A 21560-nucleotide genomic window follows, 5' to 3' on the forward strand; every position below is an offset into this window, starting at 1 on the left:
AATGGAAGCAATGCCTTCTCGACGAACATATCCACAGTCGCACCCTGACGACTGCCACCGCATCGCGGCAACCCTCGACCCCCTCCCCTCTTGTCAGTCACCGTCCCCTTCAAGGGCACAATCAACCCGACGCTGAAGATCTGACACCGGATACCACTCGAAGCTCCGGCCGCGCCGAACACGTCTCAAATAGCCCTCATCCTCGAGTCCACGCAGGTCGGCGTGCGCAGTCTGAGGAGTGACCCTGTATTTGTTGGCATGCGCCGCTGCTGTCACTGTCATCATGGGATCACGCAAGGCTTCTTCGATGACGCCGATCTGACGGTTCGTGAGTGTCGTGGCGCGCAGGCGATGCTTCACCTGATCCAGCTCCTTGGATTTCTTTGCCAGATAATCGTGCAGCTCGCGGATTCCACGCAGAATTATCCGCGCATGCCAGATCAGGAAGTAGGTAAGGTCGCCCTCATCCTGCTCGACTTCAAGGAATGAGCGAGCGTACTGTGCGGGCGCTCTATGCAGTAGTCGGGACACCGGAACAAAGTCCATCAGAAAGAAGCCCTCACGCAGCATCACCCACTGCGCAATGACGCGGGCCGTGCGACCGTTACCATCAACGAAGTAGTGGTCGTATCCCATCATGAAGTGAACAATGAGCGCCCTGACGAGGGGCGGCACATATTGCGTCGCATACTCACCTTCACCATTCACGAAGGAACACAGACGCTCCAGGCGCTCGGGCAGCTCCGATGCGGACGGCGGAACATGGAGCGGCTGCTCCTCGCTTTCCGTCCCGTAGATGCGAACCCTACCCTCCCCCTCCCGCTGGAGGCGGCCAGCATCGTCCGGATCATCGAGCGTCCCCTCAGTCACGATCCGATGAACCTCACAGATAAACTCTGGAGTGAGCTTATCCGTGAGACGCCCCCGCACAAATTCGAGGGCGAGAAAATTGTTTCGGATCATCCGCTCCGACCGCGTCTGCGGGCGCCTCCCCTCCCGGAGCATCTTTTTCGCATCGCGCCTCGACGTGGAGGCTCCCTCCATCTGGGAGGATGTGATCGCCTCCTCGTACAGGGAGTTGATGAGGTACCTGTCTCGCGCAACCTCCGTTGCTACCTCCCCGGGGAGCTCGACCTGACCTCGCGCCTGAGCGGTAATATCCTCATTCAGGCTCAACAGCACATCGGGCAGATTAAAGGTCAAGGGTGTTGCGTCCTTCATCGTGAAGGGCGTCGGTCTAGCAGTGGTCGCTCGAGCACTGCGAACCGCGCACCACCAGGCCTCGCGGGTGAGTCCCTCGGGCACCGGCTCGGCCCGGAAGTAATACTCCCACGGCCGATACTCCGGATCATCAAGTCCGCCAGCTAGCGCGCGAATAACAGACGAACGATGATCCTCATCCATATCCCTGAGGCTATTGAGAACACTGTCATAGAGTTCAGCCAGGCGACAGGGCGGAGGGGTCGGCTTCTTCATGACTGCTCCGTTCACGCTTATTTCAAATTACTTCTAATATTATCTTAATTTGAAGTAATTAGAAATACTCTCACCCCAAGTCCTGGATCCCATCTATGCGCAAGAGAGCGCACCCCACCTGCCTCACTCCGGCACGAGGCAGCCGACCGTTCGCTTACTGGAGGCTGTTGTTGCCGTCCGGGTATGCCGCCTGGACGCCGCTGACCGCGCGGATCGTCTCCAGCGAACCGGCGGGCACGCGCAGGGCGTAGCCGCGCAGCGCGTTGCGATACTCGCGCTCCACGGTCACGGACGCGCCCGGGAAGGACGCGGCCACGGCCTCGTTAATCGAGGTGAGGGTCGCCTCCCCGTCGGCGCCTTCCGCGAGCTGGACGATCACGACGACGGAGGTGTCGGCGTCCTCGCTGCCGGATTGCGCGCTCGGTCCGCTTTGCCCGTTCTTTGAGGTCAGCGCGGTATCGGGGTCGACACTCGACGAGGCCGTGGCCCCCGGAGCGGACTGGGAGGAGTCTGCGGGAGCGCCGGACTGCGGCGCGGGCGTCGGCGACGTCGCGGTGGAACAGCTGGCAACCGCAAGCGCGCACGTGCCCACCCCGGCCAGGAAAACGGCTGGTTTCTTCATGGTTATCTGCTCCTTGCTGCGTGCGTGCACTGTCGCGCTGACGCCTCCAACATAGCGCAGATAGAGGGCCCGGGAGCGCTCGCAGTGAGCGTTCCCGGGCCCCGGCCTCGTGAATCGAGAATCAGTGAATCAGCGATTCAGAACAGCGCGCACATCAGTGCACCCAGACTCCGTTCGCGTCGAACACGTAGGTGCGTCCATTGATGACCTGCGTGCCGGTGAGCATGGCACCGGAGGGTGCCAGGTAGTACCAAGAGCCACCCACGTTGACCCAACCGGTCGCCATCTTTCCGGAGGCCGTCAGGTAGTACCAGGAACCGCCGTCATTCACCCAGCCGGTAGCCATCGCACCGTTGCCGGTGAGGTAGTACCAGGAGCCGCCGTCGGCGACCCAACCGGTGGCCATGACCTTCGTGGTGGGGTCGAGGTAGTACCAGGAGCCGGCATCATTCACCCAGCCACCCACGAGGGCGCCGGACTCGTTCGCGTAGACCCACTGGCCGTCGGCGCGCTTAAGGAAGCCGGTCGCCATGTAACCGGAGGGGCCGAACAGGTAGTCCGAACCGTTGATCGTGAACCAGCCGTTCTTCAGGTAGCTCGCGCCGTCGGCACAGGCGTACCACCAGCCGGCCGCGTCCTTCACCCAGTGGCCGCCCGCGGGGTCGGTGCAGGGCGTGGGAATACCCATGTTGTCGCTGGGCAGGTTGAGGGTCGCGGCCTCGGAGTGGTTGAGGCCGTAGTCCCATGCCAGCAGGTACGGGTGGGCGATGACGTTGCCGGAGCCACCCTGGTCGGTCCACGCGGAGTTGATGTCCTTGAAGGGGATCTCAACGTGGTAGGCGCGCGAGCCGTCAGCCGCGATGGTTGCCTCATTGTCGGTGAAGATGTGGCGGTAGAACCACAGGCCGTCGGCCGGGTCGTGCAGGTCGATCGCAGCCAGCGGCGACGCATCCGTCACGTCGAAGGACAGGACGGTGTCGGCACCCTCACCCTTGTACTCCAGGTTGGAGACGACGGGTGCGACCGTGTCGATGCGGAACTCGTAGGAGATCGACTGCTCGGCCTGCGAGGGGCCGTCGTTGTGCGCGGAGAGCGTCAGCTTGTACTGACCATCAGGCAGGTTCTTGTATGCGTCGGCGCGCGCATCCAGGGACATCGGATCGTGTCCCTGCTCGAGCCACGTCATCTTGCCGGTGGAGGAATCCACCGCGGACTTCCAGTTCATGAATCGCGTGAAGGACGCGACCTTCTCCCCGGCGGCGTTCGTGTACGCGGCGTTGACCGTGTGGACGCTGCGCAGCGTGCCGGTGCGGGGCTGGAGAACCGTGGGAGCGCCCGAGGCGTCCGAGCGGGAGATGATGTTCTGGCTCGGGTTGGGCGCTCCGATACGATCGGCGTCCTTGACCAGGGGGTTGTATCCCAGCTGCTGGCCCGTGGTGCCGTTGTAGACCCAGGAGGCGAGCGTGTGAGCGCCATCCTGCGAGGCGAGCGCGTCGAAGATGGGAGCCTTGCCCCAGTCGCCGTAGAAGCCCAGGTAGGGCACGGTCAGGTCGGGCTGAGACGCGGTCTTCGAGGTGAAGCGCACGAAGCCATCGAGGAAGGTGCCGTTGGGCGTGTTCTGTGCGACGTAGGAGTCGAACGCGGCGCGAGGCGTGACGTCCACGCCCACGGTCGCCTCACCGTTCGCGGGGACGGTGATGGTCGCACCCTCGCCGGTGCCGCTCACGGCCGCGCCGGAGTAGGCGATGTCCACGCCCTTGCCGCGCCAGTCGGAGGTGTGTCCGGTGAAGAACCCGCCGTCAACGATCTCGGAGAGCGCCTGCGTGTTCAGGGCGTAGGTGGCCTCGGCGCCGGAGAGGTTGTGCAGCGTGACGTCGAAGTGCCATCCCTTCGTGCCATCGCCCAGGTCGGCCTTGGGTCGGGACTGCTCGGGGGCGCCCACCACGGTCGGGTACACGGACGAGGTCGTGGCAGCCAGGACGTTCGTCAGACCCGAGCCCTGCTTGCGCGGGGAGTACGGGGCTCCGGAGTCCTCGAGCGGGTCGGCGATGGGGGCCGCCGTGCCCATGATGAGGTTCTGGACGACGTCAACCTTTTGGCTCACGCTCATGGACGCGAACAGCGGATCGTTCTGGACGCGCTCCAGAACGACCGCGCTGACGCCCGCCATCTGCGGGGTGGCCATGGACGTGCCGGACATGAACTCGTAGTTGCCGCCGGGCACGGACGAGTAGATGTTGCCGCCGGGGGCGCTGACCTCGGGCTTGAGGCGCAGGTCGGGGGTGACGCCCCAGGAGGAGAAGCTCGACATGGAGTACTTCGTGCTGGGGGGGACGACCTTGCCGGGCGCGACGTTCATGTGGTGGTCGGCGGCGGCCAGCATGGCCTCGCCGTCCGCCTGCGAGATGAACGCGGCGGGCACGCCGTCGGTCGCCAGGCTCATGACGACGAGCGAGTCACCGGGCACGTTGTTGTAGACGATGAAACCGGCGGGCTTGGAGCCTGCGATGTTGTTGAACTTGTCCTGGAAGGTGAGGGAGCCACGCTTGACCAGCACGATCTTGCCGGCGAGGCCCTCGGGGTACTTGGCCTTGAGCGCAGCGCCGTCCTCGGGCGAACCGATGCCGCCGTCGACGTACTCGAAGGGGCCGCCGGTCAGGTCGGACAGGTCGGGCATCTTCTGACCGTTGGCGCCACCAGCGCGCTGGTAGGGGATGTCGCGGTCGCCGACACTGAAGGCGCTGTGCGCCAGCGAGTTATCGACCGAGGCCACGGACACGACGGAGGAGTAGGACGCCGGCTCGCACAGGACCGAGGAGTCGGGGTCCGACGCGTAGGGCAGGTTCTTGCCGGACAGGTTGCCGTATCCGGCGGTGTACTCGTTGCCCGCGGCCGCGTTCACGGTGACGCCCGCGGCCTGCAGGTTCTTGAAGACGGTGGCGTACATGGAGTCGGCTTCGTTGTCCATGCCGCCGGTCTGTCCGAGGGACAGGTTCACGACGTCGGGGTGCAGGATCACCATGTCGTCGAGTGCAGCGAGCAGCGCCGAGTCCGGGATGCCACCGTTGCTGCTACGGGCGACCTTGGCGACGATGATCTGGGCGTCGGGCGCAATGCCGACGATTTCGCCCGCGTTGCCCGCGGTGATGCCGGCGACGTGCGTGCCGTGCGATCCGGCTTCGCCGGTCGGCGAGGGGTCGGGGTCGTTATCCGCGTAGTCGTAGGCGAAGGGGAACTTTTCCGACACGTAGGTGCCGGTCTTTCCGTCACCCAGCTGGGGGGTCAGGGATGCGACCTTGTCCGCTGAGAGCGCGGGGGTGCCGTGCAGGGCGCCCGCGAACGCCGGGTGCGTCATGTCCACGCCGGTGTCGATGACGGCGACGACCTTGCCCTCACCCTTCTGGGTGATCTGGTCGGCGTGCATCATCAGCTGGGGGCTAAGGTTGGCGGGGTCCTGGGCGGCGGTGCGGGCGGAGTTCGTCGCACCCTCGCCAGCGACCTGGTCGTCGGCGCCTTCAACGTGGGTCTCGCGGTCGAGGAACGCGGCCTTGACGCCGCTCACCGCGCGGATCGCGTCGAGGGAGCCGGCGGGGGCGCTGAGCGCGAAGCCCTTCAGGGCGTTGTCGTACTCGCGCTCCACCTGGGCGGAGGCGCCGGGGAATGCGCCGGCCACGGCCTCGTTGATGGAGGCGAGAGCGGCCGCGCGGTCCGCACCGTCGTCGAGCTGGACGACGATGCTCACGACGGAGGCGGGGTCCACCTCGTCGGTCGACTGGGCCTGATCGGTCTGGGTGGTCTGCCCGCTCTTCGAGGTGAGCGCGGTATCGACGTTACCGACGGGCAGGGACGAGGCCGTGGCGCCCGCGTCGGGTTGGCTGTCCGCGCCGGTGGGCGGGGATGCGAGGGTCGCGGGGCCAGCAACCACGAGCGCCGCGGTGCCGGCCAGCGCGAGGAGCGTCGCTGGTTTCTTCGTTGTCATCTACCTACTCCAATGTGTTGACAGGCGGTCGCGTAAGAACGAGGAGAGGACCGCGTCTATTGGCCGCCATCATCAACATAACCGCAGACAAGTCTTGTGACAAGCTTTGTTTCACCTAGAGAAACACCTGACGATTATTTTACCCAGTAACGGATTCCGGGCCCGAGAACGCTTACACAACAACGTTCTCGGGCCCGGAAGGGAATGTTGACAGATTCAGGAAGCTCGGCGCTTATCGCACCCAGGCGCCAGAATCGTCAAACATGTAGGTGCGCCCGTTGATCACGTGCGTGCCCGTCAGCATCGCACCGGAGGGTGCCAGGTAGTACCAGGTGCCCCGATCCTTGACCCAGCCGGTCGCCATCTTTCCGGAGGCGTTCAGGAAGTACCAGGTACCGCCGTCATTCACCCACCCGATGGCCATCGCACCGTTGCCCGTCAGGTAGTACCAGGAGCCGCGGTCGGCCACCCATCCGGTCGCCATGACGTGAGAGGCGGGGTCGAGGTAGTACCACTGACCGCCATCCTTCACCCAACCGCTCACGAGGGCGCCGTCGGAGTCGGCGTAAACCCACTGGCCGTTCATGCGCTTGAGGAAGCCGGTCGCCATGTAGCCCGACGGCCCGAACTGGTAGTCACGGCCGTTGATGGTGAACCAGCCGCCCTTGAGGTAGCTGGCCCCATCGGCGCAGGCGTACCACCAGCCGACGCTATCCTTCACCCAGTGACCGCCCTCGGGGTTCACGCACGGGCTGGGTGTGCCCGGGTTGCCGCTGGGCAGGTTGATCGGGAAGACCTCGGAGGGGTTGAGGCCGTAGTCCCACGCGAGGATGTAGGGATTGGCGATGACGCCGCCGGTGCCGCCCTGGTCGGTCCACGCCTGCTCGATGACGCTGAGCGGGATCTCGACGTGGTACGTGTACCGGCCGTCGGCACCGACGCTGCCTTCATCTTCGGTGAAGACGTGGCGGTAGAACCACAGGCCATCGGCCGGGTCGTGCAGGTCGACAGCTGCCAGCGGCGAGTCGTCGGTAACGTCGAAGGTGACGACGAAGCCCTCATCCTTGCCGGAGTACACCAGATCGGAGATGACCGGGGCCTTCGTGTCCAGGCGGAAGTTGTAAGAGATCGACTGCTCGGCGCGCGACGGACCGTCGTTGGATGCGGCGATTCGCAGCGTGTAGGCGCCGTCGGGCATCTGCGCGAATTTCTCCGCGTTCGCGTCGAAGGCCGTGGACTCGTGGTAGGCCTCGACCCAGGTGTTCTCCTCGGTGCTGGTCAGGTAGACGGACTTCCAGTTCTGGTGGTTGGTTACGGACAAGACCGTCTCCCCGGCCTCGTTCGTGTAGGTGCTGGTCAGCGAGTGGACGCTGCGCAGCGTGCCCGTGCGCGGTTCGAGGATCGTCGGGGCGCCCGAGGCCGTGGACCGCGAGATCACGTAGCGCTGCGGATTCGGGTTGCCGGTGCGGTCGGCCACCTTGACGAGCGGGTTGTAGCCGAGGGAAGCGCCGGTCTGGCCGTTGACGATATCCGAGGCCCGGGTGTGCGCCCCGCCCACAGAGGCGAGCGCGTCGAAGATGGGGGCCTTGCCCCAGTCGCCGTAGAAGCCCAGGTAAGGCACGGCGAGGTCGGGCTGACCGTCCGTCTTCGAGGCGAAGCGCACGAAACCATCCAAGAACGTGCCGTTGGGCGTATTGTCCGCAACGTAGGAGGCGAACTCACTCCCCGGCGCAATGTCGATGCCGACCGTGGCCTCGCCACTCGCCGGAACCGTCACCATCGCACCCTCAGCCGAGGCCGACGCGGCGCCCGAGTAGGTGATCTCCACGCCCTTGCCTCGCCAATCCGAGGAATGCTCCGTGAAGAAACCACCATCGACAATCTCCGACAGCGCCTGCGAGCTCAGCTCATAGGTCGCAGCCGTACCGGACAGGTTATGCAGCGTGACATCAAAGTGCCAGCCCTTCGTGCCATCGCCCAGGTCCGCCTTGGGACGAGACTGCTCCGCAGCACCCACCACGGTCGGATACACCGACGAGGTCGTCGCCGCCAAAGCGTCCACCAGGCCCGCACCCTGCTTACGCGGAGAATAGAGCGCACCCGTCGTCTGAGCCGCATCCGTCAACGGGCGGGCGGTGCCCATGATGAGGTTCTGCACCACATCAGCCTGCTGGCGCGCGCTCATCGACGCAAACAACGGATCAGACTGGACATGCTGCAGGACGATCGCGCTGATGCCAGCCATCTGGGGCGTGGCCATCGAGGTGCCCGAGGTCTGCTCGTACGCACCGTTCGGTATCGATGAGAAAACGTTGCCACCGGGCGCCGCGATCTCAGGCTTGAGACGCAGGTCCGGGGACACGCCCCACGAGGAGAACTCCGAGGCCTCGTAGATGGAGGACTGCGGCAGGACCTGCCCCTCGGCGATCGAAAGCTTGTGCTCGGGGGCGTCCAGCATGGCCTGGCCGTCAGCCTGGGAGATGAACGCGGCGGGCAGGTCCTGCGTCGTCAGGTTCATGATGATGAGCGAGCCGACGGACACGTTGTTGTAGACGAGGATGCCGGCCGGATGCAGGTCGTAGAGGTTCTCGACCTTCTTCTGGTAGGTCATCTTGCCGCGCGAGACCAGGGCGATCTTGCCGCCGAGGCCGTCCGGGTACTTCTCCTTGAGGGCGGCGACGTCCTCCTCGGAGGCGAACCCGGCATCCACGTACTCGTAGGTGCCGGCAGGCAGGTCGGAGAAGTAGGCGACCTTCTCGCCATTCATGCCGCGCGAGCGCTGGTAGCCGATGTCCTTCCCGTTGACGCTAAAGGCGTTACGGATGAGCGCGTTCTCGACGGAGGCGACGGCGACCACGGAGGAGTAGGTCGCGGGCTCGTCGATGACTGAGGAGTCGGGGTCCGAGGCGTAGGGCAGGCCCTTGCCGGAGTTGTTGCCATACCCGGTGGAGAAGGCGTTGCCCGCGGCCGCGTTCACGGTGATGCCCGCGTCCTGGAGCTTCTTGTACACGGTCGCGTAGACCGTGTCGGCCTCGTTATCCATGCCGGCCGTCCAGCCGAGTGACAGGTTGATGACGTCGGGATGCAGCACCAGCATGTCGTCGAGGGAGGCGAGCAGCGCCGAGTCCAGCAGCGCGTCGTCCTCGCTGCGCGTCACCTTCGCGACGATCACCTGCGCGTTGGGGGCGGTGCCGACGATCTTGTCGGCGTTGCCCGCGGCGATGCCGGCGACGTGGGTGCCGTGGAAGCCGGAGCCTCCCTCGCGCGGTGACGCGTCGTTGTCACCGTCCGCGTAGTCGTAGGCGAAGGGGAACTTCTGCGAGATGTAAACGCCGGTCTTACCCTCACCCAGCTGCGAAGTCAGCGCGGCAACCTTCTGCGGGGTGAGCGGAGGCGTTCCCGCAAGCTCGCCCGTAAACGCCTGGTGGGTCGTGTCGACGCCCGTGTCGATGACGGCGATAACCTTACCCTCACCCTTCTGCGCGACCTGGTCGGTGCGCATCATCAGCTGGGCGCTCAGGTTGGCGGGGTCCTGCCCACCGTTGCGCGCAGCCTCGAGGCCTCCCTCTGAGTCGAGGGTCGCGCCATCGTTCACGTGCCCCTCGCGCTCGAGGAACGCTGCGCGCACGCCCGGGGCACGACGGATCGCGTCGAGCGCACCTGCGGGAGCCTTGAGGGCAAAGCCCGTCAGGACGTTGTCATACTCGCGCTCTACCTGGGCCGAGGCCCCGGGGAATTGAGCGGCCACAGCCCGGTTGATCTCGTTGATCGCGCCCTCGCGGGATGCGCCGTCCTCGAGCTGGACGATGACGCCGACGACGCGCGCCAGATCCTCATCGTCGGCACTCGAGGCGGGCGCGGACTGCCCGCTCTTCGATGTCAGCGCCGTATCAATATCGCCCGCAGGCAGGGATGCCGCTGCGCCATCGCGGGCGCCGGACGGGCCCGCGGACAGGGGCGAGGCCAGGGTGGCCGGCCCGGTGACCGCGAGCGCGCAGGCGCCGACGAAGGCGAGGAGGGCAGCCGGTTTCTTCGTTGACATAAGCCTTCTCCAAATGTGTGGGGGGACGGCGTGCCGGTGGCATCCGGTACATCGGTGTACCAGCCGTCTCCTCACAAAATACCGCACATAGCACGAGTGACAATCACGGTATTGCTTATTGTTACGTGAAGCGGAGCTGAAGCGTCTAACGAGAAGCCGGGCCCGGGAGCGCGTTGCTGCGTTCCCGGGCCCGGACTGTTACCTGTCGGCGAGGCCTCGATCAGATCACGGGATCCACACGCCCGAGGCGTTGAAGGTGTAGCTGCGGCCGTTGATGGTGTGCGTGCCGGTCACCATGGCTCCCGAGGGAGACAGGTAGTACCAGGCGCCGCCCAGGTTGATCCAACCGGTGGCCATCGCACCGGAGCCGTCCAGGTAGTACCAGGAGCCGCCGTCCATGACCCAACCGGTGCGCATCGCGCCGTTGTCACCCAGGAAGTACCAGGAACCGCCGATCATCTGCCAGCCGGTGAGCATCGCGCCCGAGCCGTGCAGGTAGTACCACGTGCCGCCCAGGTTGATCCAACCGGTGGCCATCGCACCGGAACCGTGGAGGTAGTACCAGGTGCCGCCGTCCATGACCCAACCGGTGCGCATCGCGCCGTTGTCACCCAGGAAGTACCAGGAACCGCGGACGATCTGCCAGCCGGTGAGCTGCGCGCCGGAGCCATCGTGGTAGTACCAGGCGCCCCCGTCCATGACCCAACCAGTGCGCATGTAGCCGCGTCCATCGAAGCGGTAGGTGCGTCCGTCGATCACCATCGAGGTATTCGCCGGGTAGGTGCCGTCAGCGTTGCGGTACCACCAGCCGATCGAGTCCAGCATCCAGGCGCCCGAGGGGGCAGGCTGGGGCTGGGGATCCGGCGCAGGCTGCGGGTCAGGCTGCGGCTGAGGCTCGGGCTGAGGCTGGGGATCCGGAGCAGGCTGGGGATCCGGAGCGGGCTGCGGGTCAGGCTGCGGCTGAGGCTCGGGCTGCGGCTGGGGATCCGGCGCAGGCTGGGGGTCAGGCTGCGGCTGCGGCGCCGGGTCAACCCACGGCGCGGGCGCAGTCGCATCGTGCTTCACGGACTTGACAACGGCGATCGTCGTCGCACTTGCCTCGGTTCCGTCGGGCAGGGTGGCGGTCAGGTTCACCTGATTCCAATCGACGACGTTACCGCCGGTGATCGTCGCGCTCTTGCCGTCCTCGGCCACCTTCAGGATGACCACACCGTCATACTCGAGGCTCCAGGACAGGGTGGCATCCTTGAACTTCTCGGGCAGCAGCGGCTTGAGGGTGACAGTCTCGCCCTCCTCGAAGTCCACGCGAAGGAAATTGACCGCAATCTCGTCCTTGCCCAGCTCACTGGCGCAGACCTGGACGGTAGCCATCACCGGGTCGAAGGCCGTGGGATCCATGTAGTCAGCGACGGCTCGGACGTCCGAGCAGCCCTCCTTCAGGGCAGTCACGCGGCCCGAGCGATCATCGACATTCAGGACGTCGATATCGTCACCAGTCCAGTTGACTTTCGTCATGTTGGCGTTGTCCGGCTTGTGCGTGACGCCGATGTACGTCTGCTGACCGACAGTCATGTTCAGCTGACCGGACTCGATACCGAAGTCGAGGGAGCTCATGGCGATGGGTTCGATCGCGACATCGGCGCGCTTGGACGGCAGACCGTCACTGCCCCAGGCAACGAGCCTGACGGTCGCCGGGAGGGCATCGGTGTGGCCAGCCTGGGACCAGGCCGCCTGAATGTCGGAGAACTTGATAGTGAAGAGGTAGTGATGAAGGCCATCGTCGGTGACATTGCCGGGGAAGTCGACGACACGATGGTAGAAGATCGCGTCGGTCGCGGGGTCACGCAGGTCAATGCTGGACAGCCCGGGATTGTCGGTGACGGAGAAGGTGACCTGACCGCCGATGCCCTCGCTCGTGGTGGCGAGGTTGGAGATCATTGGCCCATCCGCGTCGGGTGCGGGGGTTGCTGCCAGGGCAGGAGCACCGAAGGCGACACCAGACGCTGCCATTGCGCCGGTCGCCAGGGCTGCGATCAACGCCCTGTGAAATGTGTATGACATGCTCACTCCAATGTTGATTCGTGCGAGCCATACCGACCGGTTAGGTTCATCGGCTCACTATCCGCACGATACTGCGCAACCAGATACCTAGCAACGGCTTACTCACTTACCATTCAGTAGCTACAAGGCATTATGAGGGGAAATGAGGGCGCCCTGAACGCTCTGGCCAGCAAAGTTTCAACACGTTCACTGACCACTGCACATATGTTCGTTTGACAAAGCACGTTTTCCCACAACTCAAACGCTGACATTCCTGAAATAACGGGCATAGAGAGCGGTTACTTGCCACGGCAAATACCGAGAGAGAACGCAACGAAGTAGCACGTTGTCACACGTCAGTCCTGACAAAGTGCCGCGCCGGGCACCAAGGCGCGGTCAGACCCTACTGGCGGTCTGACAGCTCCAGGTTCGCCCGCACCACGATGCCGATACGCCGAACCATTGCCTCGTCCACCCAGGACCCGTCGAGGGCCGCCAGACGCGGGTGGGTCGGCGCCTCGTCGAAGAGGCGATCAAAGCCGAGGATCGCCCTCCACAGGGGGATCAGCTCCTCGTTATAGGTATGGCCGTGGCCGCCGGGGGCCGTACCCGCGACAGGCAGGTCGGCAAGCACCTGAATGAAGGTGACGAAGCGCGTGAACTCGACGAAGCGGGACACGTCGCGCCCCGCACGCTCACGCAGCCAATCCGGCTGGTTCCACAGGAGCTTGCGATTCCACCACACGACCGGGTCGGAGGGATGCTGAGCGTAGACGAGGCGCGGGAATCCCCACGGACCCAGCTCGCGGCCGTACAGGTCGGTGCGCAGGTCGGAGGGCTCGTTCACGAAGCGCACGCGCCGCCCGTTGTAGACGACGGGCGCCACCTCGGGGCTGCCCTTGTGGCGGGCCGCCGTGAGCTCGGCGTGCATCGGCGTGAACGCCGGCGTGCCCACCCACAGGGCACCGTCCACCTGGTCCAGCGCCTCCTCGACCGAGGAAAACACCGACTGCGAGGCAAAGGCACCCAGGGACTCTCCGCACACGAAGAGCGCGGGTCGGTCGGCCTCGTCCATCGTGTCGAGCTCGGCGCGCACGGCGCGGAAGAGCGCGGCTGACGCCTCCTGCGCGGGCTCGAGGCCGGTCAGCCAGTTGAGGGCCGAGGGCACGTAGGAGTACTGCAACGAGGCGGTCGCACAGTTGCCGCGCGTGAGGAACTCGAGGGGCTGGACCTGCCACTCGTCGACCCAGCCGGACCCGGTTGACGCGGCAATAAGAATGACAGCGCGATCGAATGCGCCCGTGCGACGCAGCTCGGCGACGACGGTCGCCGCGGCCACCTCGATGCCCGCCCCGCCCGTGGGCATGCCGGAATAGACGCGGATGGGTTCCATGGCCTCGCCGCCGCTGACCTGGGCGATATCGAGGCGCGAGGGGCCTCGGCCGAGGAAGACGCGCCCCTGCCCTCCGACCGACTCCCAGGTGACGGGCGAGGCCGGGGAGGCGGAGCGCTCGGGGACGAAGGGCTTGTAGATGCCGCGCGCGGTGCGCATGTTCATCTGCTCGGCGTGATGACGGAAGAAGCCGATGCCGCCGCGCAGGATCACGTTCGAGGTCAGGAAGAAGACGATGACGGTCAGAATCGCCACGCCGACAACGACGGCAATGGGGTGCGGCATGTAGTCACCGAGCGCAGCGATAAGCATGCGTCCGAGACTGTTCAGGGCACCGACGATCGCGATGAGGCACCATGCGACGACGACGGTTCCGGCGGTTCCCAGGAGGTATTCTCCGAAGGTCTCTCCCGGCATGCTCACGAGTCTGGCGGCGACGCGGGCCCGGCGATACGACTGGATGACGGCGTAGAGCCACCACATCGCAAAAAGAACTGCCGCGCAGACGCGGAAGCCGATCTCGACGGGCTCGGATGCGCGGATGGTCAGGCCCGTCATCGCGATGATGCGGGCACCCACGTTCTGGACAATGACGCCACCGACGTACCCGCAGGAGACGAGGACGCCCGAGGCGACCGCGTGCCACGCCCAGGAGCGCGCCATCAGCGACGGCGCCACGCTCACCGCATACATGGCGAGGGCAGCGATCACTCCCAGAAACGACAGACCCATGGTCCCCATTGTGCCAGGGGTGGCCTCGCGCTTCAGGAGGGGCACGAGGCCCGGAAGAGCAGGTGGAGCAGCGACGTCTCGCGGACTCCGCCTTCGCCCCCGGAACAGTCGGGACGCCGCCGGAAGCAATCGTCTTTTCTCGGCGGCAACAATCGGATAAGTTGGGTACAACGTTCCCCGCCCCACGCACACCCACCGACAGGAGCACTGATGCACACCACCTACATTCAAGGCGCCGGAGCCGCCATCGTCTCTCGCAAGATTGTTGAGCGCACAGGCAACATCAAGTGGCTGACCCGAGAGGAACCCTTCGCCCCTCAGGACTCCGGCTGGCGCGTGCTATCCGACCGCGACACCGCCGAGTACCTGGATGATCCAAAAAACATGACCGTCGTTGACTTTAACGATCTGTGTGACATTGAGCCCGCCTGCATCGGCATCTACGACCTGCCGATCGGCTCCGACATTCAACTGGTCGTCGAACCTGACGGACGTCGGCGATGGTTCGATAACAAGACCGAGAAGGAGATTTCCTTCCGCTGACTCACGCAGCAGCCACGCCCTCACAGGCGAGCGAGCCACACGAGCGTCGTGTACGGGATGGTCACCGTCTCCCCCGGCGCGTACCCGCGGTGCTCGCAGAGGTACCAGCGCAGGTTCGCCTGCATGCGCGCCCGCACCGCCTCCGAGGACCGGCAAGTCCTCGCAGACCGTATCGACACCTACCTGCGCGCGCAGGATGACACCCACCGACAGGAGCACTGATGCACACCACCTACATTCGCGACGCCGGGTACGCCTTCGTCTCGCGCAAGATCGCCGAACGGACCGGCAACATCAAGTGGCTCATCCGCGAGACACCAATTGCGTTGGATGATTCCGGATGGCGCGTCCTCTCCGACCGCGACACCGTCGAGTACATCCGCGACTCGAAGAATCTCTTCCTGGCAGATTTTAACGACATCTGCAATCTCGAGCCCGCCTGCATCGCCATCTACGACCTGCCGATCGGCTCCAACATCCAACTGGTCGTTGAGCCTGACGGACGTCGGCGATGGTTCGATAACAAGACCGAGAAGGAGATTTCCTTCCGCTGACTCACGCAGCGGCCACGCCCTCACAGGCGAGCGAGCCACACGAGCGTCGTGTACGGGATGGTCACCGTCTCCCCCGGCGCGTAGCCAAGGTGCTCGTAAAGGTACCAGCGCAGGTTTTCCTGCATGCGCGCCCGTCCCGCTTCCGAGGAGCGAATGTACGAGGAGCGCGTCGTCCCCAGGGTGAGGATCTGCTCGGGAGTCATCCGATCCTCCCAGGCGACCTGGGTGAGGGTCATCGGCGCGAAGCCGCCGCCCGGCGTGGGCCGCTTGTCGGGGCGGTGCACGTCGCCCGAGCGCATGATGCGCGTCAGCCTGTGCACCCACGGGATCGACACGTCCATCTGGTTCCAGACGATCCCGAGCGCGCCGCCCGGGGCAAGGATGCGCTCCACTTCGAGGCCCGCACGCTCGGAATCCACCCAATGCCAGGACTGCGCAAACACAACGATGTCGTACAGGTCGTTCGGCAACCCCGTCTGCTCGGCGACGCCATCGTGCCACGTCACGCCCTCGATCGACGAGGCCTGGGTGCGCATCGCCGCGGAAGGCTCGACCGCGTCCACGAGGAGACCGCCGCGAGCCAAGAGCTCGCTCATCTTGCCGGTCCCGGCACCGATGTCGGCGGCGCGCAACGGCCCACCCCGCCCCGATGCGTCGGCACCCCGAGCGCACCACGCGGCATCGACCAACGCGGCCACGGCCTCGTCCGGGTAGGCGGGGCGCACGGAGCCGTACGCACCCCCCTCCCCGACGAAGGGGTTCGTATCGAGTACGCCTGACAGTGCGTTCGACAAAGCTTCCTTTTCCCTCTCAGTGGAGCGATTGATACCCGGACCATCGCGACCGTTCACAGGAGTGAGCTCCCCAGTCGGCACACGTTGTCGACGTAGTGCACGTGCCACGGCTGACCCTTCCACTCCTCGTACGTGAGCTCGCGGGATTGCCCGCGCGTGCGCTCGTCGTTGCCGTGCAGCATCTCGACCAGGCGCGCACTGTCGGCGACGAGCACGATCTCGTAGTTGAGGCCGAAGGAGCGCACGTCCATGTTGGACGAGCCGATGATGCACAGGCTCCCGTCGACGATCATGTACTTCGAGTGGAGCATCCGCGGCTTGTGGTACAGGTGAATGCGTACGCCCGCCTTCAGGAGCGGCCCGTAGTAGGAGCGCTGCGCGTGGCCGACCAGGAACTGGTCGAATTGCTCGGAGACGAAGAGCTCGACCGTCACGCCGGACAGCGCGGCGTTCGTCAGCGCGGTCATGAGGGCCTCGTCGGGGATGAAGTAGGGGCTTGTGATCGACACGTGCGTGCGCGCCGAGGAGATCATGTGCACGAATGCGCGCAGGTTCGGCTCGCCCTTGTATGCGGGACCCGACGGGATGATCTGCATGGCCGAGGCCTGCTCCTCCTCACGCTCTCCCGTTTCCTGAGCGGCGGGCGGGGCGAGAACCTCGGGCGTGAGGACCTCCTTGCACGCGTAGTACCAGTCGACGGCGAAGACCGCCTGGATCTGGGCGACGATGGGGCCGGTGACGGACACGCTCGTGTCGTCATAGTGCATGCCGGCCTTCTGATACGAGGGGGTGTCATAGTCGGGGGCCACGAGGTTGTGAGACCCGATGTAGGCCTCGCGCCCGTCGATGACCAGAATCTTGCGGTGGTTGCGCAGGTCGGGGCGGCGAATCTGGCCGCGCAGCGGCGCAAAAGGCAGCATCTCGTGCCACTGGACGCCCATAGCGTTCAGGCGGCGACGGAAGTCCCTGTGTCCGGGGATCGTGCGCATGCCGTGGTGGTCGACGAGCAGGCGGACGGTGACGCCGCGGGCGACGGCGCGTTGGAGGGCCTCGTAGAAGGGGGCCGTGTACTCGTCCCAGGACGTCTGGTAGTACAGGGCGTTCACGTGGTGGGTGGCCGCGTCGATGCTGGCGGCCATGGCTAGGAAGGTTTCGGCCGTGTCGTTGTAGAGGCGGCCGACGCGCCCCGCCGAGGCCGGGAATCCGCTCAGGTTTCCGGACAGGCGCATGATCGAGGCCGTGTCGCCGTCCGAGCCGAAGGGCAGCCCATCCGGCCCGGTGGGAACCTCATAGGACTCGGGCTGCAGCGCGGTCGAGTCCGCCACGATGGCGTCGACGAGCGCTCTGGCCTCCGGGTCGTCGTCGAGGCGTCGGCCCATCGCCCACCATGAACCGAAGATGATGTACAGCGGCACGCCGAGGAGGGGCCACAGGAAGATCAGCAGCAGCCACGCTGTCGAGGTCGACGCGCGCCGATGCTTGGGCACAACCCCCAGCGCGACAACGCGGATCACGAAATCGATGGCCCCGACAAGGAGCCACGCCCACAGCGGGGGTTCGGGAGGCGGCGGCAGCATGCGCCTAGTCTATCGAGCGCCCCAGATCCTGCTCGGCCCAGCGCCGCCAGTGTGGCGCGTAGGTCTGCCCGTCGCGCGCAAGCGCGCGAGCGCGGCGTTCGTCCTCGCCGGGGTCGGCGATCCAGATAGCAAGGTCGGCCTCGGCCTCGATGGTGCCACAGCCCTCGATGATCGTCGGGGCGAGGGGGACGCGGATCGTCGCCCCGGTTTCGCTGGCCTCCCAGTCCCAGGCCTTGTAGGAGGAGGCGCGCCCTCCCCGCAGGTCGGCAGCGAGTCGCCGGGCGATGTCAGAACCCGCCGCGAGGCCGTCCCAGCCCGGGTACCAGTCGTCGAGGTGCAGCACCTGCCAGCCCGGTAGGAGGGACGCGAGGGCGGCGGCCAGCGTGGACTTGCCCGACCCGGAGTAGCCATCGATCGTGACGACGGGGACGCCTTGTGATACGCGCGCGTACTCACCGTGGGACGAGGCCGTGGCCCGCTCCCCCGCCAGGGCACTCAGGCGGGGGGCGAGCTCGCGGGCGGCCTCATCGGGGCTCATCACGACGGGGACGATGATCCGCCGACCCCCTCCGCGGCGCGCGTCCTCCCAGGTCAGGCCACTCATCGACCCACCAGGGCAAAGGTGCCCGCCATCACGCTGACGGTCAGAGCGATGGCCGGAAGGACAACGGCGACAATCATGAGAACCGCGTCGGCGGCGCGCAGGCGCGAGACGCGCGCCCACGTGCGCTTGCCCGCAGCACCGAAGCCCCGGGCCTCCATCGTCGTCGCCAGCTTGCCGGACCGACGCAGCGCGAACACCAGCAGCGAGAAGGCACCACGCAGGAAGGAACGGATGCGCGAGGCATCACCCACGCCTCGGGCACGCCGCGCACGCTCAAGGGCCTTCCAGTCTGCCGCCATCAGCGACGTCATGCGCGCACCCGCGAGCGCGGCGAGGACCGGGCGCGCGGGCAGGTGCAGGATCTGCGCGAGGCCGTCGCCCATGTCGGTGGGGTCGATGCGGTCGAGCAGGGCGATCGCGGGCATGACGATCGCGCACATGCGCAGGCCGATGCCCAGCGCCAGCCACATGGAGTGGTCCGAAATCGCTGCGGGTCCGAGCTGCCAGTACACGGTCCCGCCCGGGGTCGCGTAGAGCAGCATGGACAGCGCGCCGAGCGGCGCGGCCACGAGCAGCGGCGTGGCCTTGAGGAAGAAGCTGCGTGCCGACACTCCCGATAGGGGCATGAGCGCGAGCTCGAGGGCGAGAGCCACGCCCGCGCTCACCGGGTCAATCGTGATCAGCAGGGGCGTCGTGGCCACCAGGAGGGCGAGCACGCGGGCGACCGGGTTCGTGCGGGCGAGCAGGCCACGGACGCCAGGCTTCGTGCCGGTTTGCGCGCCCGGCTGCTCTGCGGTCTGCGCGCCGCGCGCGGGCGCGGGAGCCACATTCGTCGCCGACTGCGCACCCTCATCGTGAGCGTGACCGGTGGGGGCTGCCCCGGCCTCATCCGCGGAATCCGTGGGCACCCCGCCACGTGTTCCGACCTGGCCGAGGTCGACGACGCGCTGGCCCATCGCAGCCACGAACGCGGGGTCGTGCGTGATCGAGACCAGGGTGACGCCGCGCGCGAGGGCGGCGCGCAGCAGGCGCACGAGGCCCAGCCACGTGCCGCGATCCTGGCCGAAGGTCGGCTCGTCGAGGATCAGCAGTTCGGGGGCGCTGATGAGCGCGGTCGCCACCGACAGGCGACGCTTCTCGCCGCCCGACAGCGTCATGGGGTTGGCGCGCGCGAGTGTGGTCAGGCCCAGGGCCTCGAGGTGCTCGTCGACGAGGGGGGCGATCTCATCATCGGTCATGCCGGCTGCGCGCGGGCCGATCGCGAGCTCCTCGGCGACGGTGGAGGCCAGGAACTGGTATTCGGGCTCCTGGAAGACCATCGACATGCGGCCGAGCAGCTGCTTGCTGGACCACTCGTGCGGGTCGCCGCGCGTGCCGTCGGATGTTTGAACCTCGACCGAGCCTGAGATGGGCGGTAGGAGGCCCGCCAGCGTCAGCGCAAATGTTGATTTTCCAGCGCCGTTAGCGCCAACGATGCAGGTGGAAACCCCGCGCTCGATCGTCAGGTCGATGCCAGATCGCACGGGGGCGGCCTTGTCGTAGCCAATCGTCAGGTCCGCGACGCGGGCAATCGGGGTGGTACCGGACGAGGCCGGGGCGACCTCGGGGGCGGGGCCGACCTCGACTGCGACGTCGTCGCCGGGCAGCCAGATGCCTCGCTCGCGCAGGGCATCGCCCTGCTGCTCGAGCACCTCGTTGAGGGGGCCGTCGGCGGCGATCGCGCCGTCAGCGACCACGATGACGCGATCCACGAGGGAGGCCCACACGTCGACGCGGTGCTCGACGACGACCATGGTCGCGCCCGTGCGCTCCACGACGGCCTCGACGGCGCCACGCACCTCGGCGACGCCGCTCGGGTCCAGGTTCGCGGTGGGCTCGTCCAAGAGCAGCAGGCCCGGGCCCATCGCCAGAATCGACGCGAGCGCCAGGCGCTGCTTCTGCCCGCCCGACAGCTCCGTCGTCGAATGATCCAGGGGGACGCTCAGGCCCACAGCCTCGAGCGAGTTCTCCACGCGCGGCCAGATCTCCTCGCGCGCAACCCCCAAGTTTTCCATGCCGAAGGCCACGTCGTCGCCCACGCGGGCGAGGACCACCTGGGCCTCGGGGTCCTGCATGAGCAGGCCCACGCGTCCCCTGGCCTCGGCCGGGGCGACGCCGTCCACGGTGAGCGTGCCGGTGGCCTCACCCTCCTCGGCGCCGCCCAGCAGGCCGGCCAAGCCGCCCATGAGCGTCGACTTGCCCGACCCGGACGGGCCCAACACGAGCACGCGCTCGCCCGGCGCGATATCGAGATCAACGCCCGACAGCGCGGGGTTCTTGCGCCCAGCGTGACGCCACCCCCAGTCGCGCGCGCACACGCGCGCACCCGCCCCCTCACCCAGCGGCACCTGGCCGTCCGGGGAGGAAACGGGGCGGGGGGAGGCGGAGTGGGCCTCGTCCATGGATCGGGAATCAGACAAGTTCACGCGCCCCGCGTCCCGAGGCAAAGCGGTCGAGCGCGCCCGTCTTCGCGAGCGCGCTCGTCAGCGCCCACGCGAGCAGGCCCGCCAGGACGACGCCCGAGAGCGCGCCACACACCAGGTAGATCGCGTTGTAGAGCACGCCCTTCTCAAGGTGACCGGCGATGAAAAGCTCCAGGACCCACTCGAAGGCGAAGGACACGGCGCCCGCAGCGGAGACGATCACCGCGTTGAAGCGACGGTAGGCGACCAGAGCGAAGACGACCTCGGCACCGATGCCCTGCGCGAGGCCCGAGTAAATGGTCTCGACGGCCCACTGGGAACCCAGGGCCATGGAGACGGTCGCGGCCATGAGCTCAACAAAGAACGCGGCGCCGGGCTTGCGGATGACGTAGCCGCCGAGCGTGCCGCCCAGCAGCCAGACACCCGTCACCAGGCCACCCAGGCCGGGGGCAACGGCCTTCAGGACCTCGTAGCCCGCACCGCCCACCTGGTTCCAAACGACGAAAATGAGGCCGCATGCGACGCCCAGGACGGCGGCGGTGACGATGTCAATGACCCTCCAGCGGAGGGATGGAGAAGTGGATGCCATGCGAAAATACTCCCTTCGTGTTGCACGGCGGCCACGAGGGAAGAGCCTTCCTACGCCGGTATGATCCGGATCAGGTTCTACGGTCGGGGGTGGTCCCCTCTCAGCTCGCGTCGAGCTCCCGTGGCACTCTGGTGAGCATAGTCACTTAGTATT

General features: G+C 66.5%; 13 protein-coding genes, 1 pseudogene and 1 riboswitch. Of the genes and pseudogenes, 2 read left to right on the forward strand and 12 right to left on the reverse strand.

Annotation, left to right across the window (positions count from 1 at the left end; all coding sequences use genetic code 11):
- Window positions 1–93 precede the first annotated feature (93 nt).
- The 6 genes from QP415_RS03995 to QP415_RS04020 all read right to left on the reverse strand — a co-directional run bounded on the left by QP415_RS03995 (window position 94) and on the right by QP415_RS04020 (window position 14293).
- Window positions 94–1476, reverse strand: a complete 1383-nt coding sequence (locus tag QP415_RS03995) for a Fic family protein (RefSeq protein ID WP_285098874.1) — start codon at window positions 1474–1476, stop codon at window positions 94–96.
- A gap of 154 nt (window positions 1477–1630) precedes the next feature.
- Window positions 1631–2098 (reverse strand): protease inhibitor I9 family protein, encoded by a 468-nt coding sequence (locus tag QP415_RS04000; protein WP_285098876.1) that lies wholly within the window; start codon window positions 2096–2098, stop codon window positions 1631–1633.
- A 154-nt stretch (window positions 2099–2252) separates the two neighbouring features.
- Complete coding sequence (locus QP415_RS04005) at window positions 2253–6077, reverse strand: S8 family serine peptidase (protein WP_285098878.1); 3825 nt, start codon at window positions 6075–6077, stop codon at window positions 2253–2255.
- 232 nt (window positions 6078–6309) lie between these two features.
- Window positions 6310–10119, reverse strand: a complete 3810-nt coding sequence (locus tag QP415_RS04010; protein ID WP_285098880.1) for a S8 family serine peptidase — start codon at window positions 10117–10119, stop codon at window positions 6310–6312.
- 225 nt (window positions 10120–10344) lie between these two features.
- Window positions 10345–12180: a hypothetical protein gene (locus tag QP415_RS04015; RefSeq protein WP_285098881.1), complete on the reverse strand. Its 1836-nt coding sequence runs from the start codon at window positions 12178–12180 to the stop codon at window positions 10345–10347.
- A 382-nt stretch (window positions 12181–12562) separates the two neighbouring features.
- The gene (locus tag QP415_RS04020) at window positions 12563–14293 is read right to left on the reverse strand and encodes an alpha/beta hydrolase (RefSeq protein ID WP_285099010.1); all 1731 of its coding nucleotides are present in this window, start codon (window positions 14291–14293) and stop codon (window positions 12563–12565) included.
- A gap of 201 nt (window positions 14294–14494) precedes the next feature.
- On the opposite strand from QP415_RS04020, the gene QP415_RS04025 reads away from it, so the two are divergent.
- Complete coding sequence (locus QP415_RS04025) at window positions 14495–14827, forward strand: DUF2185 domain-containing protein (protein ID WP_285098882.1); 333 nt, start codon at window positions 14495–14497, stop codon at window positions 14825–14827.
- 20 nt (window positions 14828–14847) lie between these two features.
- Here QP415_RS04025 and QP415_RS13755 read toward each other — a convergent pair.
- Window positions 14848–14979 (reverse strand): annotated as a pseudogene (locus QP415_RS13755) (class I SAM-dependent methyltransferase); the annotation flags it as partial.
- 69 nt (window positions 14980–15048) lie between these two features.
- Here QP415_RS13755 and QP415_RS04030 point away from each other — a divergent pair.
- Window positions 15049–15381: an immunity protein Imm33 domain-containing protein gene (locus tag QP415_RS04030; RefSeq protein WP_285098884.1), complete on the forward strand. Its 333-nt coding sequence runs from the start codon at window positions 15049–15051 to the stop codon at window positions 15379–15381.
- A 20-nt stretch (window positions 15382–15401) separates the two neighbouring features.
- On the opposite strand, the gene QP415_RS04035 is transcribed toward QP415_RS04030, so the two are convergent.
- Genes QP415_RS04035 through QP415_RS04055 form a run of 5 tightly spaced genes read right to left on the reverse strand, consistent with a single transcriptional unit; the run spans window position 15402 to window position 21407 of the window.
- Window positions 15402–16232, reverse strand: a complete 831-nt coding sequence (locus QP415_RS04035) for a class I SAM-dependent methyltransferase (RefSeq protein ID WP_285098885.1) — start codon at window positions 16230–16232, stop codon at window positions 15402–15404.
- On the reverse strand, window positions 16229–17752 hold the full coding sequence (locus QP415_RS04040) for a phospholipase D-like domain-containing protein (RefSeq protein ID WP_285098886.1): 1524 nt from the start codon (window positions 17750–17752) through the stop codon (window positions 16229–16231). Before QP415_RS04040 ends, QP415_RS04035 begins: the two co-directional genes overlap by 4 nt.
- 4 nt (window positions 17753–17756) lie before the next feature.
- Window positions 17757–18356 (reverse strand): hypothetical protein, encoded by a 600-nt coding sequence (locus QP415_RS04045; RefSeq protein WP_285098887.1) that lies wholly within the window; start codon window positions 18354–18356, stop codon window positions 17757–17759.
- Entirely contained in the window at window positions 18353–20797 is a 2445-nt protein-coding gene (locus QP415_RS04050) for an ATP-binding cassette domain-containing protein (RefSeq protein WP_285099012.1), read from the reverse strand. The genes QP415_RS04045 and QP415_RS04050 overlap by 4 nt, the downstream gene beginning before the upstream one ends.
- 10 nt (window positions 20798–20807) lie before the next feature.
- Window positions 20808–21407: an ECF transporter S component gene (locus QP415_RS04055; RefSeq protein ID WP_285098888.1), complete on the reverse strand. Its 600-nt coding sequence runs from the start codon at window positions 21405–21407 to the stop codon at window positions 20808–20810.
- 30 nt (window positions 21408–21437) lie between these two features.
- A riboswitch (TPP riboswitch) is annotated at window positions 21438–21539 on the reverse strand.
- Window positions 21540–21560 lie beyond the last annotated feature (21 nt).

This window comes from Pauljensenia sp. UMB3104, assembly GCF_030217285.1.
Taxonomy (GTDB): Bacteria; Actinomycetota; Actinomycetes; order Actinomycetales; family Actinomycetaceae; genus Pauljensenia.

Excerpts from the sequence above, each read along its gene's own strand:
- QP415_RS04000 (WP_285098876.1), bottom strand. The coding sequence starts at position 2,098 with ATGAAGAAACCAGCCGTTTTCCTGGCCGGGGTGGGCACGTGCGCGCTT.
- QP415_RS04055 (WP_285098888.1), bottom strand. The coding sequence starts at position 21,407 with ATGGCATCCACTTCTCCATCCCTCCGCTGGAGGGTCATTGACATCGTC.
- QP415_RS03995 (WP_285098874.1), bottom strand. The coding sequence starts at position 1,476 with ATGAAGAAGCCGACCCCTCCGCCCTGTCGCCTGGCTGAACTCTATGAC.
- QP415_RS04045 (WP_285098887.1), bottom strand. The coding sequence starts at position 18,356 with ATGAGTGGCCTGACCTGGGAGGACGCGCGCCGCGGAGGGGGTCGGCGG.
- QP415_RS04015 (WP_285098881.1), bottom strand. The coding sequence starts at position 12,180 with ATGTCATACACATTTCACAGGGCGTTGATCGCAGCCCTGGCGACCGGC.
- QP415_RS04005 (WP_285098878.1), bottom strand. The coding sequence starts at position 6,077 with ATGACAACGAAGAAACCAGCGACGCTCCTCGCGCTGGCCGGCACCGCG.
- QP415_RS04040 (WP_285098886.1), bottom strand. The coding sequence starts at position 17,752 with ATGCTGCCGCCGCCTCCCGAACCCCCGCTGTGGGCGTGGCTCCTTGTC.
- QP415_RS04010 (WP_285098880.1), bottom strand. The coding sequence starts at position 10,119 with ATGTCAACGAAGAAACCGGCTGCCCTCCTCGCCTTCGTCGGCGCCTGC.
- QP415_RS04025 (WP_285098882.1), top strand. The coding sequence starts at position 14,495 with ATGCACACCACCTACATTCAAGGCGCCGGAGCCGCCATCGTCTCTCGC.
- QP415_RS04020 (WP_285099010.1), bottom strand. The coding sequence starts at position 14,293 with ATGGGGACCATGGGTCTGTCGTTTCTGGGAGTGATCGCTGCCCTCGCC.
- QP415_RS04030 (WP_285098884.1), top strand. The coding sequence starts at position 15,049 with ATGCACACCACCTACATTCGCGACGCCGGGTACGCCTTCGTCTCGCGC.
- QP415_RS04050 (WP_285099012.1), bottom strand. The coding sequence starts at position 20,797 with ATGGACGAGGCCCACTCCGCCTCCCCCCGCCCCGTTTCCTCCCCGGAC.